The sequence below is a fragment of the Methylocaldum sp. GT1TLB genome (assembly GCF_051027445.1).
In the GTDB taxonomy this organism is placed as follows: Bacteria; Pseudomonadota; Gammaproteobacteria; order Methylococcales; family Methylococcaceae; genus Methylocaldum.
Map to the genome: position 1 here is coordinate 2,955,392 of NZ_CP194898.1, position 14,973 is coordinate 2,970,364.

General features: G+C 59.5%; 15 protein-coding genes. 4 read left to right on the forward strand and 11 right to left on the reverse strand.

What is annotated here, in order from left to right:
- Positions 1-83: 83 nt before the first annotated feature.
- On the reverse strand, positions 84-1,088 hold the full coding sequence (locus ACR2R1_RS12845) for an AAA family ATPase (RefSeq protein WP_077730278.1): 1,005 nt from the start codon (positions 1,086-1,088) through the stop codon (positions 84-86).
- 199 nt (positions 1,089-1,287) lie between these two features.
- Here ACR2R1_RS12845 and ACR2R1_RS12850 point away from each other — a divergent pair, with 199 nt between their 5' ends.
- Positions 1,288-1,977, forward strand: coding sequence for a hypothetical protein (locus tag ACR2R1_RS12850; protein WP_347257960.1), 690 nt, complete (start codon positions 1,288-1,290; stop codon positions 1,975-1,977).
- A gap of 19 nt (positions 1,978-1,996) precedes the next feature.
- On the opposite strand, the gene purD is transcribed toward ACR2R1_RS12850, so the two are convergent.
- The 4 genes from purD to ACR2R1_RS12870 form a co-directional block, all read right to left on the reverse strand.
- Positions 1,997-3,274 (reverse strand): phosphoribosylamine--glycine ligase, encoded by a 1,278-nt coding sequence (gene purD, locus ACR2R1_RS12855; RefSeq protein ID WP_434110362.1) that lies wholly within the window; start codon positions 3,272-3,274, stop codon positions 1,997-1,999.
- Positions 3,275-3,287: 13 nt separating this feature from the next.
- Positions 3,288-3,938: a MarC family protein gene (locus ACR2R1_RS12860; protein ID WP_086133172.1), complete on the reverse strand. Its 651-nt coding sequence runs from the start codon at positions 3,936-3,938 to the stop codon at positions 3,288-3,290.
- Positions 3,938-4,453 carry a hypothetical protein gene (locus ACR2R1_RS12865; RefSeq protein WP_077730274.1) on the reverse strand — a complete coding sequence of 172 codons (516 nt, stop codon included), beginning with the start codon at positions 4,451-4,453 and terminating at the stop codon, positions 3,938-3,940. Before ACR2R1_RS12865 ends, ACR2R1_RS12860 begins: the two co-directional genes overlap by 1 nt.
- A 119-nt stretch (positions 4,454-4,572) precedes the next feature.
- Positions 4,573-5,025: a glutaredoxin domain-containing protein gene (locus ACR2R1_RS12870; protein ID WP_166642658.1), complete on the reverse strand. Its 453-nt coding sequence runs from the start codon at positions 5,023-5,025 to the stop codon at positions 4,573-4,575.
- A 390-nt stretch (positions 5,026-5,415) separates the two neighbouring features.
- On the opposite strand from ACR2R1_RS12870, the gene ACR2R1_RS12875 reads away from it, so the two are divergent.
- Positions 5,416-6,159 (forward strand): CHRD domain-containing protein, encoded by a 744-nt coding sequence (locus tag ACR2R1_RS12875; RefSeq protein WP_086133174.1) that lies wholly within the window; start codon positions 5,416-5,418, stop codon positions 6,157-6,159.
- Between the two features lie 79 nt (positions 6,160-6,238).
- Here the strand turns inward: ACR2R1_RS12875 and pgl are convergent, their stop codons facing one another.
- Both pgl and zwf read right to left on the reverse strand, forming a co-directional pair.
- On the reverse strand, positions 6,239-6,946 hold the full coding sequence (pgl, locus tag ACR2R1_RS12880) for a 6-phosphogluconolactonase (protein ID WP_086133175.1): 708 nt from the start codon (positions 6,944-6,946) through the stop codon (positions 6,239-6,241).
- Between the two features lie 3 nt (positions 6,947-6,949).
- Positions 6,950-8,425, reverse strand: a complete 1,476-nt coding sequence (gene zwf, locus ACR2R1_RS12885) for a glucose-6-phosphate dehydrogenase (protein WP_166642659.1) — start codon at positions 8,423-8,425, stop codon at positions 6,950-6,952.
- A gap of 268 nt (positions 8,426-8,693) precedes the next feature.
- Between zwf and edd the strand changes: the two genes are divergently transcribed.
- Entirely contained in the window at positions 8,694-10,514 is a 1,821-nt protein-coding gene (edd, locus tag ACR2R1_RS12890; RefSeq protein WP_434110365.1) for a phosphogluconate dehydratase, read from the forward strand.
- 41 nt (positions 10,515-10,555) lie between these two features.
- Positions 10,556-11,179 (forward strand): bifunctional 4-hydroxy-2-oxoglutarate aldolase/2-dehydro-3-deoxy-phosphogluconate aldolase, encoded by a 624-nt coding sequence (locus ACR2R1_RS12895; RefSeq protein WP_077730269.1) that lies wholly within the window; start codon positions 10,556-10,558, stop codon positions 11,177-11,179.
- Between the two features lie 501 nt (positions 11,180-11,680).
- On the opposite strand, the gene rpiB is transcribed toward ACR2R1_RS12895, so the two are convergent.
- The 4 genes from rpiB to ACR2R1_RS12915 form a co-directional block, all read right to left on the reverse strand.
- Complete coding sequence (gene rpiB, locus ACR2R1_RS12900; protein ID WP_077730268.1) at positions 11,681-12,109, reverse strand: ribose 5-phosphate isomerase B; 429 nt, start codon at positions 12,107-12,109, stop codon at positions 11,681-11,683.
- Between the two features lie 92 nt (positions 12,110-12,201).
- Positions 12,202-13,032 (reverse strand): inositol monophosphatase family protein, encoded by an 831-nt coding sequence (locus ACR2R1_RS12905; RefSeq protein WP_210023718.1) that lies wholly within the window; start codon positions 13,030-13,032, stop codon positions 12,202-12,204.
- 100 nt (positions 13,033-13,132) lie between these two features.
- Entirely contained in the window at positions 13,133-13,639 is a 507-nt protein-coding gene (locus tag ACR2R1_RS12910) for a peroxiredoxin (protein WP_077730266.1), read from the reverse strand.
- Positions 13,640-13,685: 46 nt separating this feature from the next.
- Positions 13,686-14,735: a transaldolase family protein gene (locus ACR2R1_RS12915; protein WP_434110368.1), complete on the reverse strand. Its 1,050-nt coding sequence runs from the start codon at positions 14,733-14,735 to the stop codon at positions 13,686-13,688.
- Positions 14,736-14,973: the final 238 nt, after the last annotated feature.

Here is a 14,973-nt window from a genome sequence, read left to right on the forward strand (position 1 = left end):
CGACGATGATTTCGCACCGCTTCGCCGACGAAAAGGGTCTGATGTGCTTATTGAACTTTAGCACATCGGCGCAAGCGGCCCGGTTAAGGCACGGCTACCCGGCGAAGCAGCTCCTGGACAACGCGGTCCGACGACACGCCTTCCGCTTCCGCCTCATAGCTCAAGATCAAGCGATGGCGCAGCACGTCCGGAGCAATGGATTGAATGTCCTCGGGCGTCACGTAATCGCGTCCGTACAGCCAGGCTCGGGCACGGGCGCACCGGTCCAGGGCTATGCTGGCGCGGGGACTCGCGCCGTATTGCAGCCAGCGTTCGAGTTCCTTGCCGTAAGCTCCGGGGTTGCGGGTACTCAGCACCAGTTGCAGCAGATATTCCTCCAGGGTATCGGCCATATAGAGATCGAGCACTTCTTGCCGCGCCGTAAACAAGGTCTCTTGGCTGACGGACTTGAACTCCGCCTCCGAGGCGGCACGTCCGCGCCGGGATTCTTCCCGCACCAGCCGCAGAATCGCGCGCTCGTACTGGGCTTCGGGATAACCGATCCGGATATACAACATGAAACGGTCCAACTGCGCCTCGGGCAGCGGATACGTTCCTTCCTGTTCGATGGGATTTTGTGTCGCCATCACCATGAACAGATCCGGCAGCTTGTAGGTCACGCGACCGACGGTAATCTGGCGTTCCGCCATCGCTTCGAGCAGGGACGACTGCACCTTGGCCGGCGAACGGTTGATCTCGTCGGCCAGCACCAAATTATGGAACAACGGTCCGGGCTGAAAATGGAACGAACCGTCCTGAGGACGATAGATCTCGGTGCCGGTCAGATCGGCCGGCAGCAAGTCCGGGGTAAATTGAATGCGGTGAAAATCGCCCTCGACGGCCCGGCTCAGCACGTTGATCGCCCGAGTCTTGGCAAGGCCGGGCGCACCTTCCACGAGAATGTGCCCGTCCGCGAGCAGCGCGATCAGCATCCGCTCGATCAGAGTATCCTGTCCGATTACCTGGGCCGCCACAAACTGGAAGAGCCGTTGCACATCCTGTTGAGCGGGCGATAAAGTCCTTTCGGAAATTTCGTTCTCTTGAAACATGAGTAACGTATATCCCTCTTGAGTGAGTCGATTCGCAGGCGCTTCAAAACGATGGATTATAATTGAAGTCATCGTCCCGCAGCGCGCGGATTGCTCCGATCCGGCCTCTCAGAAAATGAAACAATCTCCGACACTACCGATTTTCCTCCCGGCCGGCCGACGCGCGCTTTTATTGATGTGCGCCCTGCTGGTTTCCTGTATGACCTATGAGAACCGCATTCCTCCCGTGCCGCTGCCCTCGTCGAACCGCGATCACGTGGACGTGGAGGGTGCTCGCGTGGCGGCAGAAGCTTACGCTGATCCCGAACAGGCAGAGCAAGCGTTCGGATTCGACATACGCAAAGCCGGACTACTCCCGGTACGTCTCCTCATCGATAATCAAAGCGCGAGCGTCGTCAGGGTCAACCCGCAGCAAACGTTTCTGATCGATCAGGATGCCCAGGCGTGGCCGCTGCTGACCGGCGAGCAAGCCCATAACCGCGTGGCGAGTGCCATGCAGTTCGGCACCCTGATGGGCAATGCGGCGCGAGGCGCCGCATGGGGCGCCGGTGCCGGTGCGCTGACCTCGTTCGCTATCGGGATGATCTTGTACGGCGGGTTTGGCGACGGACTCAGCAACAATCTGCCCGAACACGCCGCCGCGGGCGCCGGTGTCGGAGCAATCGTCGGCGGAGGACAAGACTCGCAAGACCTGGAAGACCGCATACGCCGGGATTTGATCGGAAAATCGCTGCGCAACCAGCGATTGCAACCAGGGGAACTGGCTTACGGCTATCTGTTTTTTCCCGGAAAAGAAGAAGCCCGAAGCGCCAAAATCCTGCGCATCGGGCTCGAGCTCGACGGTTATCCGCAGGTCGTCAACCTGCCGCTAAAAACCGCGCCGCGCTGATCGCCCATCTTCAGCCCGGTCAGCGGCCTATAGCCCGGTAGCCGATGTCGGTGCGGTAATACATGTTTTCCCAGCGGATTTCTCGCACCTGTTCATACGCTTTCCGCTGAGCTTCCAGAACGGATTCGCCCAAGGCGCACACACAGAGCACGCGTCCTCCGGCCGTAACGATCTTGCCGTCCGACCGCGCCGTACCGGCATGAAAGACTTTGGTATCCGCACTCGCCTTCTCCGGCAAACCTTGGATTTCGTCGCCCTTGGCATAGTCGAAGGGGTATCCGCCCGCCGCCAATACGACGCCCAACGAGGCGCGCTCGTCCCATTCGGCACTAACCCGGCTCAAGCGTCCTTCCACTGCGCCAAGACACAGATCGACCAGATCGCTCTTGAGCCGCATCATGATCGGCTGGGTTTCGGGGTCGCCGAAACGGCAGTTGAACTCGAGCACCTTGGGCGTGCCGTCCGGCGTGATCATCACCCCGGCATAAAGAAAGCCGGAGTAAGGGATGCCGTCCGCCGCCATTCCGCGCAGCGTGGGCTCGATCACTTCCTTCATGATGCGATCATGGATTTCCGGCGTCACCACCGGGGCCGGCGAATAAGCGCCCATACCGCCGGTATTGGGGCCTTTGTCTCCGTCGTCCCGCGCCTTGTGATCCTGGGACGTCGCCATGGGCAGGACGTCCAGCCCGTTGGCCATGACGATGAAGCTGGCTTCCTCGCCTCTCAGGAATTCCTCGACCACGACTCTATGGCCCGCAGAACCGAAGGCATTGCCCGACAACATGTCGGTTACGGCATCTACCGCCTCCTGTTCCGACTGAGCGATGACCACACCCTTGCCGGCGGCCAATCCGTCCGCCTTGATCACGATCGGCGCACCTTTTCGCCGGATATAGGCGACCGCCTCGTCGACCGCCGTAAACGTTTGGTATTCGGCGGTCGGAATACCGTGGCGAGCCAGAAAATCCTTACAGAATGCCTTGGAGCCCTCAAGCTGCGCGGCAAGCCGAGTGGGGCCGAAGCACTTGAGCCCCGCCGCGCGGAATTCGTCCACGATGCCGGCCACCAACGGAGCTTCGGGACCGACGATCGTAAGATCGATGGCCCGCTCCTTAGCGAATGCCAACAAGCCCGGAGTATCCTCGGCCGCAATCGGACGATTCTCCACTTTCGGCTCGGCAAGCGTTCCGGCATTGCCGGGTGCGACGAAAACCGTCTCCACTTTGGGAGACTGCGCTGCTTTCCAGGCTAAAGCGTGCTCACGCCCGCCGCCGCCGACTATCAGTACTTTCATGGTTTTATTGCAGTTAATTTAAAGGATGGATCAAAGAATGGTAAAAACCCGCGATGCCGTTGAGAACGAATTGCGCCGCAAGCGCCGCAAGCACGATGCCAAGGACGCGGGTAATGATATGCACCTTGCTTTCGCCGAGGTATCCCGTAACGATTTCGCTGACGTACAACAGCAACCACGTGATCAGATAAATTGCGGCGATGACGCCGGCAAGCACGCTCATGCGACGGGTATCCGTACCGGCTCTATTGGCTAGCAGCAGAACGGCGGTAATGGTGCCGGGCCCGGAAAGCAAGGGTATTGCGAGCGGGAAAATCGCGATGTCTTCGCCTGCCGTGCGCTTTTCCTCGACTTTAGGCGCCTGAAGGCCGGCACGCTGCCCGAACAGCATGGGCATTGCGGTCACGAAAAGGAGAATGCCTCCGCTGATCGCGAACGCGTGCACGGTAACCCCGAGATGCGCGAGCAGATATTTGCCGGCCAGCAGAAAAAAAACCGTTACGCCGAAAGCGATGAGCAAAGCGCGGCTCAAGGTCTTGCGCCGCTCGCTTTTTCCCAGTCCGCGGGTCAAAGCGATAAACATCGGTGCCGCGCCGGGCGGATCAACGACCACGGCCAAAGTCAGAAAAGCCGTTAGCGCAAACTGAAACAAGCCTTCTTCCATCAACCGTTCGGCTGCGCCTGTACGGACGTCAGAAACCGAAGTCCTCCGCTCCCGCAAATCACATATCGCACTTTCAGATGGTTTCCCGTTGCGAACAGGACCGGCAGTTGGGACTTCTTGTCTTCCGGCACGCCATCGACATCCAAGTAATACTTATTCGTCACGCCTTCCTCGTCGGTCAGCAACACGCCTTTTTCGTAAGCGTCGAAAATATCCTTCCCGCCCATTTCCTTGACGATCACTTCGTGTGCATTCTTCTCGGCTTCGCAACCAGGCCCGCCCTGTCCCGCGATGGAAATTTCGACCGCAGCCGGAACCTCTACTTGCGGCTCCGGAATCGGTGCTCTACCGGGCTCCTGAGGCGCCGGCGGAACCGGCGGGATAACCTCTTCGGTAGGCGGTTTTCTGCCCACGATAAACAAGGCGGCCACGATCAATACGACCAACGCGACAGCAATGACTATGGCCCACCGGGCCCATCGAACAATCGAAACTCTCTGCTTCTCCGGCTGCATATCTTCTCATCCCTTGCATAAGTCAAATGAACTCTTGGATTCCGTAAACGCCGACCTTCTCCCCGGTAGATGTCCCTGCGGCATCTCTACACGATCGGATACTACGGCGGATTCGAAAATCAAATGCCAGCGTCCTTCAGCATGGTCTCAAGCTTCGTCGGGGAAAATCCGGTCATTTTTTCATTTCCGACCAGGATGACCGGAACGGCCCTGCCACCGAGCTGATCGAATCGAGTCTTAGCGGACCGAGATTTCTCGATATCGAATTCATCGTAGGCAATACCGTGGCTTGCCATATACGATTTCGCCTTCCGGCACACGCCGCACCATTCGGTGGTAAAAATCGTCACTTTCTGGGATACCGCGGCGTCTTCAACCGATGAAACTTCGGGCGAGCCCGAGTAAGAGTCGATCTCGACGAGTTCGACTTTGGCACTGTTGCCGCCTTCCGCACGACTATCGGTGTACGTCACTTTTCCGTCGGGACCCGTTACCTTATATACCTCGGCTTTACTCGCGGAACCGAAAGCGACGACAAAGCACAGAACAACGAAGGACAAGCATTTCTTCATTAAACCCTCCGGTAGCGTGTATCGGGCCTGACGAGTCCGGCGAAACCGCAACGTCCCGTATAAGCGGACACGTCTGGCAGCCCTTGTCTCCATCTTCTTAAGGCCATTCTGCGAAAACATTCGAAGGAGCAACTATAGCGCATCGGGTACGACTGTTTACACTTCCGGGCCTTCGACGATCAACACTACAAACGTTCGATTGGGGCGACCCGCCCCGACATCACTCGGAACATCTCCGGAAAAGTATTTGTCTCAGGTTAAAGCCTTATCCTAGAGAAAACCGACAGTGCACTTGGATTGCCGGGAAAAGTCATCGACGTCGCTGGTAACGTGGGAGATTCGCGTCCGCTCGATGTTTCCGGTGGATAGATACGACTAAGGAGATCAGACGTGAACCGCCGCACTGTACCGATACTGCTCTGTTCGATTATTGCCGCGGGCATGGCTCATGGAAGCAACGGAAACACCTTGCCCCTTCGGTTCGACGCTGTTCTCAGCGGTTCCGAGGAAATACCCGCACCAGTGACCACCTCGATGTCGGGCCAAGCGGGTTTCGAATTCAATCCGGACGAAACCGTGATGTCGTTCATCTTGGCTCTCACCAATGGGGTAAACGTCACCGGAATCCAGCTGCATTGCGGTCCAGTAGGCGCGCCCGGGCCCGCAATCGTTCCGCTTCTGAATGCGATTCAGGGCAGCTGGGACGGCACACTGCAAGTACAATCGACCATAACCGGAGCCAATATCATTCAAGGGGTAGATTGCGTTTCCACGATCGGAAGAAACATAGCCACGCTTCCGGATTTGGCTGCGGCCATGAGAGACGGCAACATCTTCGTGAATGTCAGCTCGGCCGCATTTCCGGAAGGAGAAATCCGGGGGCAGGCACAGGTAAGCTCGGGTGATTTGATCTTATTGTCGCTGACCGGAACGCCCGATTCCGTCGCCCGAGTGCCCTTGCAGATCGGCGGAGAATCCGGCACCGTCGTCAGAATCGTGACCGAATCGCCCGTAACCGTGATCTCGCAGCCGAGCGGTTTCAATCCGCCGCTGAGAGAATTTCCGTCCTCGAGCTTTAATCCGCCCCTCAGAGATATGTCGACCTTTCCGTCCTCGGGCTTGAATCCCCCGTAGAAACGAGCCTTCAATGACCTTCGTGCACGTTAAAAGACGACGCGCCGCACGATCGGCCGATGCGCCGTAGTTTTTTGACTCAGCTTCTTGCAGCGAACACCACCACGGGCGTCTGCGTTTGCGTGAGCACGAAGCTCACGGGGTATTGACGGTTCGGCTCAGCCAGCGCGGCAGTGAACACCTCCGCCTTATTGGCGCCGCCGAACTGTAGATAGACTCGTCGGGCGTGCAAAATCCAAGGCAAGGTCATACTCATGCGTTCGGTTGGCGCGACTGCGCCCACTTGAGCGAGACAGGGCGGCGTATCCGCGACCGAACCTCCCAGAGCCAAACCGGCGTCTAAATTGGGACTGGCTGGGAATAGCGAGGCGGTGTGACCGTCGTCTCCCATGCCGAGAATCAGCGCCGCGAATGGCAGGGGCAGGCTTTCGAAAGTGGCCGCCAAGATCGCCTCGGCGTCTTCGGCGGACGCATTGCCGGTATAGAGCGGCACGAAACGAGCCGCCGCCGCGCGACCTTGCAGCAGATGAGTCTTGACCAGGGCGGCATTGCTGGCCGGATCGGTTTCAGGCACCCATCGCTCGTCCACTAGCGTGACGACCACGCGTGCCCAGTCCAAGTCTTCGTCGCGCAAAGCTTCGAACACGGGCACCGGCGACCGGCCGCCCGATACGGCCAACGCGGCCCGAGGCTCGGTCTGCAACACCGCGCGCAAGTCGGCAGCCACCGCGGCGGCGAGTGCCGGTGCGAGGCTTGCGTTATCGTCAAACCATCGAATGTCTACCATGTCTTAACCCTCGTCATGCCAGCCAAAACCGTCGCGCGACAGCAGCTCGGAAGATGCGGACGGCCCCCAGGTTCCTGCCGCATAAGGTTTCGGACCGCTCGGATCGGCGGCCCACGTGTTCAGAATCGGCTCGACCCAGCGCCAGGCCAGCTCCAGCTCGTCCTGGCGCACGAACAGCGCCTGGTTGCCACGGATGGTATCGAGCAGCAGGCGTTCGTATGCCTCGGCCCGGCGGCCCTTGAATTTTCCCGAGAAGTCGAGATCGAGCGACACCGGCTGAAGCTCCATCGAATCGCCCGGTGCCTTGGCGTTGAGGTACAAACGAATGTATTCGTCCGGCTGCAGGCGGATGACCAGCTTGGACGGCGCGCGCGAACCGCTGCTCGGCAGAGGAAAGATATGATGCGGCACATCATGGAAATGGACAACGATTTCAGCCAACCGAGTCGGCAAGCGTTTACCGGTGAACAGATAAAACGGCACTCCGGCCCAACGCCAATTGGCGATCTCCGCCTTGATGGCCACGAAGGTTTCCGTCTTGCTGCCGGCCGGGATATTGTCCTCTTCCAAATATCCCTTCACCTGACGGCCGCCCGAAACGCCCGCGCGGTATTGCCCGCGTACGGTCTTGGTCAAAACATCTTCCCGAGTGAACGGCACCAGACACTCGAGCACCTTGAGCTTTTCGTTGCGGATCGCGTCGGAATCGAGGCTGGCCGGCGGCTCCATCGCGACAAAACACAACAGTTGCAGCAAATGGTTTTGCACCATGTCGCGCAATGCGCCGGTTTTGTCGTAGAACCCTCCGCGGCTGCCGATTCCGACATCTTCGGCAATCGTGATCTGAACGTTGCTGATCCACATTCGGCGCCACAGCGGTTCGAACAACGAGTTGCCGAAGCGCAGCGCCATCAGGTTCTGTACCGACTCCTTACCCAGGTAATGATCGATTCGATAGACTTGTTTTTCGTAGAAGAACCGATCCACATCCGCGGTGATCGCATTGCTCGATGCCAGATCGTGCCCCAGCGGCTTCTCCAGCACGACGCGGCTATTCGGACCATTAAGGCCTTGTCGGGTGAGATTGCTGCAAATCGTCGCAAACAGGAACGGTGCGGTGGACAGATAGAATACGGTTACCTCGGCAGGGGACTGCTTCAGCAAGGTTTTTAATGCCACGTATTGCTCCTGCTGGGTGGCATCGAGTTTCAGGTAGGTCAGGCGCGAGAGAAACGTCGCCCACACCGCATCGTCCCAATCGGCCTTGGGCACGAATTGCCTGACCTTGTCATCCACCATGGCGAGGAAAGCCTCTTGCGTCAGGTCCAGCAGATCGAGACAGAGGATGCGGCCCGACTCCACCAGCCGGCCGGTCTTATGGCACTGGTACATCGCCGGCAATAATTTGCGCGTGACCAGATCACCGGCACCGCCAAAAAAAACCAGGTTGAACGATTGGGGAAATGGGAGCTGACTCACCGCAGAAACCTCTTGTTAAAGATCGTGCCGATTATGGCTCGGCCGAGCTCATGTTGTATAAAGGCAGACCCGGAAAACCCGGATGAAAAAACCTTGCAATACTACTCGCCGCCCCTCCCACTGTCCAGCCGCCCCTGGGCCGAACGGCCGCGTTTCTTGACACGCTTTTGCGGCTTGGATTAAATGTGGCGCCTGCGCCCCGTTGCAGGGCATGCTCTTGCCCATCGCCGACGCAACCCGAACAAGACGCCACTTCAGCCGGAAACATATGTCCCTACATCCCACATTGCTCGCCGTCACCGAGCGCATTCGCGCCCGCAGCCAAACCAAGCGTCAGGCCTATCTGGAGCGCATGAAACGCGCCCGTCAGAAAGGCGTCGAGCGCAATCGCATCGCCTGCACCAACGTGGCGCATGCCTACGCCGCGATGCCGACCAATGACAAACTGGTGTTGAAAGCCGCCACAGTCCCGAACATCGGCATCGTGACGGCGTATAACGACATGCTCTCGGCGCATCAACCGTACGAACAATACCCGGCGGTGATTAAAGCCGAGGCGCGGGCAGCGGGGGCGACCGCGCAGGTTGCCGGCGGCGTCCCGGCGATGTGCGACGGCGTGACTCAGGGCCAAAGCGGCATGGAACTCTCCTTGTTCTCGCGCGACGTGATCGCGATGTCTACGGCCGTGGCGCTTGCCCACCGCGTGTTCGATGCCAATCTGTTCCTCGGCGTCTGCGACAAGATCGTTCCGGGCCTTTTGATCGGAGCGCTGCGTTTCGGGCATCTGCCCGCCATTTTCGTGCCCGCCGGTCCAATGGCCTCGGGGGTGTCGAACGCCGAGAAAGCCAAAGTCAGACAGCTGTTCGCCGAAGGCAAGGTCGGCCGAGAAGCCCTGCTCGAATCCGAGATGGCGTCCTATCACAGCGCCGGAACCTGCACGTTCTACGGCACCGCCAACAGCAACCAGATGCTGATGGAAATCATGGGCCTGCAATTGCCCGGGTCGGCCTTCGTGAGCCCGGGCACCGAACTTCGCGAAGCATTGACCCGCGCCGCCACACGGCAAGCAGTACGACTCGCCCAGGACAAATCCTCCCCGAGCCTGTGCGACGTCGTGGACGAACGCGCCGTGGTCAACGGAATCGTCGGCCTGCTGGCGACGGGCGGCTCGACCAACCACACGATTCACCTGATCGCCATCGCGCGAGCCGCCGGGATAGAAATCAACTGGGACGACTTCAACGATCTGTCGGCGGTCGTTCCGCTGCTGGCCCGCGTCTATCCCAACGGCAAAGCGGATGTCAACCATTTCCACGCCGCCGGCGGTATGGGCTTTTTGATTCGCGAACTGCTGGATGCAGGGCTTCTGCATGAAGACGTCCAGACCGTCCTGGGGCTGGGTCTGCGCCACTGGGCGGAAGAACCCTGGCTCGACAATGGTCAACTGGCCTTTCGCCCCGCCAGCGAGAAGAGCCTCGATACCGCGGTACTGGCACCGGCCGGCGAACCGTTCAGCTCGGACGGCGGATTGCGCCTGGTTACCGGCAATCTCGGCCGCGGGGTGATTAAGGTCTCGGCTGTCGCACCCGAAAACCGGGTGGTGCGCGCCCCCGCCATTGTATTCGACGACCAGGAAGACTTGATTGCCGCCTTCAAACGCGGCGAACTGGAACGGGACTTCATCGCCGTAGTCCGTTTCCAGGGGCCGCGCGCTAACGGCATGCCGGAACTGCATCAGCTCACCCCCTCGCTCGCGGTCCTCCAGGAGCGCGGATTCAAGGTGGCCCTGGTTACGGACGGCCGCATGTCCGGCGCCTCAGGAAAAGTTCCAGCCGCGATTCACATTTCGCCCGAGTGCGTGATGGGCGGCCCGCTCGCCAAGGTGCGCGATGGCGACATGCTGGTGCTCGATGCGGTGGAAGGCCGCCTGGAGGCCGAGGTCCCGGCCGCCGAATGGAACAGCCGCGAGCTCGCCACGGCCGACCTGTCGCGCAACCAGTTCGGCTGCGGACGGGAGCTGTTCACCGGCTTGCGCCAACTGGCCGACACCGCGGAACGCGGCGGCGCCACTTTCCAGTTCGACGACTGACACGGCTCTCCTTTTTTGCAACCGACGAAGAGATTCCTGTTATGAACCTTGACCAGATCATTGCCGCGACCAGTGTCATGCCCGTGATGGTGGTGGACCGCGTGGAAGACGCGGTACCGCTGTCCCGCGCCTTGGTGGAAGGCGGCATTCGCGTATTAGAAATCACCTTGCGTACCGCCGCCGGCCTGGACGCCGTACGGGTGATCAAGCAAGAAATCCCGGACGCGATCGTCGGCGTCGGCACCATCGCCACGCCGGCTCAGCTCGATGCCGCGATTTCCGCCGGTGCGCAATTCGGCGTTTCGCCGGGCACGACGCCCACCCTGCTGAAGGCGATCGTAGACAGCAAGCTGCCGTTTTTCCCGGGCGTTGCCACCATGTCCGAAGTGATGCAAGTCTTGGAAGCCGGCCTCGACGTCATGAAATTTTTCCCGGCCGTGGCTGCGGGCGGCATCAAGATGCTCGACTCGTTCAGAGGTCCGTTTCCGAACGTGCGTTTCTGTCCGACCGGCGGGATCAACGTGCAGAACGCGCCGGATTTCTTCAAGCTTCCCAATGTCGTCGCCGTGGGCGGCTCCTGGCTCACCCCCAAAGACTTGGTCGCCAGCGGCAATTGGGCTGAAATCACGCGCTTGGCTCGCGAAGCCTCGGCACTCAAGCCGTAATTACAAAGGACTGATTGGCCCGTTCGGAAGAATCATTTTAGTCGCGACCTTCCAATCGCAGACAGTGGCTTTAGCGGCGTTGTCGGCAAAGGATTGCCGACCTACGAACAGATCATAGGACGTGCTGAACGAAGCGTAGCGTGGCAAGGCCGGTTTGCGCGGCAGCATCGCCCGGACGGTGCCGGACAGGGATGGTCCGGCATGAACCGCATGGTTCGCGATTGATGCTTGTCCTGAGCCTAGTCGAAGGGCGCTTCGTCCCTCAGCACATCCTACGCCCTGAGCTGTCGCAGATGGTAGGGTGGGTTAGGTGCGCCAGCGAGAAACCGGATTTGGCCGCATGGCTAGACGCGCACCGTAACCCACCGAATGGGACGGAAAAAGTCGGAGGTCGGCAATCCTTTGCCAACATCTGAAAAGATGGGCACGGCCTGTTGGCCTTTGCCCATCCTACGGCTCTCGGTTAGCGGCATCTTATCGGGGACATCGCCGCATCCCGAATCACTCATCGATCGCCTTGATCCTCGGCACGTGCCGGCCGCCTTCGAATTCGGTGGACAGGAAGGTTTCGACGATCTTCTTTGCCATTTCGAGACTGATGATCCGCTGGCCCATGGCGATACAGTTGGCATCGTTGTGCAACCGGGTGAGATAGGCGGTTTCCTCGTTGAAGCAATAGCCGCAGCGGCAGCCCTTGACTCGGTTGGCAACGATGGCCTCGCCGTTCCCGCTGCCGCCCAGCACGATGCCACGCTCGACTTCGCCGTTGGCGACAGCCACGGCGCACGGGCGAATCCACGTGGGATAATCGGTTCGTTCGTCGCTGAAACAGCCGTAGTCGACGACCTCATGGCCAAGAGAACTTAGCCAAGTACGCAGTTCTTCCTTGTAGGCGAATCCCGCGTGATCAGAAGCGATGCCGATTTTCATGATGACTCCTTATTGATTTAAGGTAGGCGGACACCCGCGTCCTTCACCGGGACAGCGGGCGAAAAAGTATAATCGCGGGACAAGCTCCTCCATCAACCGCGATCGTCGGCGGCTTTCAAGACGTCCAGCATCTCGCGATGAATCAGACCGTTGCTGGAAACGATGCGGCCGGTACTCAAGATCTCGTCGCCGCCGTCGAAATCGGTAACGGTACCGCCCGCCTCGCGCACCAGCACGATGCCGGCCGCAATGTCGTGCGGCTTGACCTTCATCTCCCAATGTCCGTCCAACTGTCCCGTGGCCGTATAGCACAGGTTGAGCGCGGCCGAACCAATACGCCGCGTGGCTTGCGCGCTGCGCTGAAAGCCGAGGAAATTCTTCATATTGCTGTCGCTGGTATGGGTATCGTAAGAGAAACCGGTAATCACCAGAGCACGATTCAGCACCAGCGTCGCGGACACGTGAATCGGCCGGTCGTTGCGCGTGGCACCCAAACCGAGCGCGGCGGCGAATGTCTCGTCTGTGGCGGGGTTATACACCACGCCGAGCGAAGGCACGCCGTCGATCAGCAAACCCATCGATACGCAGAACATCGGAAACCCGTGCGCGAAGTTCACGGTACCGTCGAGCGGATCGATGTGCCAGAGGTAATTCCGCGCAGGCGGGCGAGATTCCTCGGCGCGATAAGCTCCGCCCTCTTCGCCGACAATTTGGTGAGAAGGGAAAAGCTTGCGCAGTTCGCCGACGATGAACTGTTCGCTGCGGATGTCGTATTCGGTGACCGGGTCGATATCGCTGGTCTTGAACTGCACCGCAGTGCCGCGACGGGTTTCGAATCCCTCTCGAAGAATGGCCCCTGCGCCACGGGCGATCGTGACGGCGGCACCAAGGATGTCGGTAAGCGAAGGATCGGTTGATTGCATTGTTCCGTGCCGTTAAGAAAACAGGCCGGCCATTCTACATCAGACGGCGAAAGAGCCGCAGCGTGACGATTTCCGCGGCTCCGGAGACAGTAAGGCGTTCTTATAAGTGGGCGAGCATCGCCTCGGCGCTCGAGACTTCGAATTTGCCAGGCGCCTCGACGGCCAGATGCTTCACGACGCCATCGTCGACGACCATCGCGAAGCGCTGGCAGCGTACACCCATGCCTTTTTCGGTCAAATCGAGTTCGAGTCCGAGTTTCCGGGTGTATTCGGCGCTGCCGTCGGCCATCATGCGCACCTTGCCGCCGGCCTTCTGATCCCGGCCCCATGAAGCCATCACGAAAGCATCGTTGACGGCCATGCACCAGATTTCGTCGACATCCTTGGCTTTCAGCTTGTCGAAGTTCGTGACGTAACCGGGCAGATGTTGCGCGGAGCAGGTCGGCGTATACGCGCCCGGAAGGCCGAAAATCACGATTTTTTTACCCTTGACGAGATCGCCGACATTCAACGGTTGCGGCTTCATCGGACAGCCGATAGCCGGGTCGAACTCGGTAGACTCGTACAGCTTGCCCTCGGGCAGGCGATCTCCAACTTTGATGGTCATGGCATCTCCTTAGGTGGTTGCAGTTAGAACGGATAGGCGAACTAAATCACGTCGACGCAAGGGCCTCGTGCTTTTCCGCGATGAGTTTCAACAGCGCCTTGTGCGGATCGGCGAACTTTGCCGTCCCTTCATCCATCAGGACCTGCTCCATCTTCGCCACGTCCACCTTGGCGTCGATCTCGTCTAGGACGGCTTGGGTCGGCAGTTGATCGACCTTGCGCGTGTATTGCTTGTTGAGCCCCTCGACAGCGTCGTTGGTGGCGGGCGGATTGGTCTGGATGTCGCTGCCGGCCAAGGCTTCCACGTATTTGTCGGGCGGATCGCCGGGTCTCTTGGTGCCGGTGCTGGCGAAAACGATTTCCTGCTGGAGTGGCAGATTCTTGTCCTTCCAGAAGGACTGATTAAGCTGCCAGAGACGCTTGACGTTAACGATGCCGACCTGTCCCTGGGCGTCGGGACTGAGCTCCGGAATCTGCTTTTCCGTGTATACGTCCACACGCGAGACGAAGATGCTGTACACACTCTTGAAATGAGCGAGGCTCGGGCGCCGCTGCGCACCGCGCCAAACGGCCTCACGGGCGAGCTTGTACTGGCGCTCGGAGAAAATGAGGGTGACGTTGAGATTGATTCCGGCAGCGGCCAATTCCTCCAGCGAATCCAGCCCGGCCGGGGTCGCGGGAACCTTGATCAGGCGGTTGACGTGCCCGCTGCCCCAATGCTTGCCGAGCTCGATGTACTCCTTGACGCGTTTGGCGTGAGGCAGATTCAGCTCGCGGTCTTCGAGGAGCGGATCGAGCTCGAAACTGACGTAACCGTCGTTGCCGCGGGTGTCTTCCCAAACGGGCAAGAACACCTCCTGAGCGTTGCGCACCAGGTAATCGGTCATCTCCCAGGCGATGGCCGAATTGTCCATACCTTCATCGAGCAACGCGCGCATATGATCGTCGAAGCGGCCCGTGTTGAGGATGTCGGCGATGATGATGGGATTGGAGGTCGCGCCGGTGGCCCCGAGAGCGCGGTCTCTTTCGACCAGTTCGGGATCGATGGAATCGAGCCAGAGTTTGGTGCCGGTGGAAATCAAAGATCTTAGTGACATGATGAGCTCCTTGCGGGGTGTTAAAACCCAATACATTGCTCTTTTGACTTGTCGGCCAAGACAAAAGCGCAACGTTAGTAAAGAAATTCAAAGCACTCCCCATGTGCTCTCCATTCAGCAACCATGCGCTCGCGCTGAACCGGTGTCAAGTGCGAGAGTCGGGCGGACGGGGCGGATCGGTCGATGCTGTCAAAGCCCTTGCGGTGGAGACGATCACCGATTCCTGCGACACTATGAT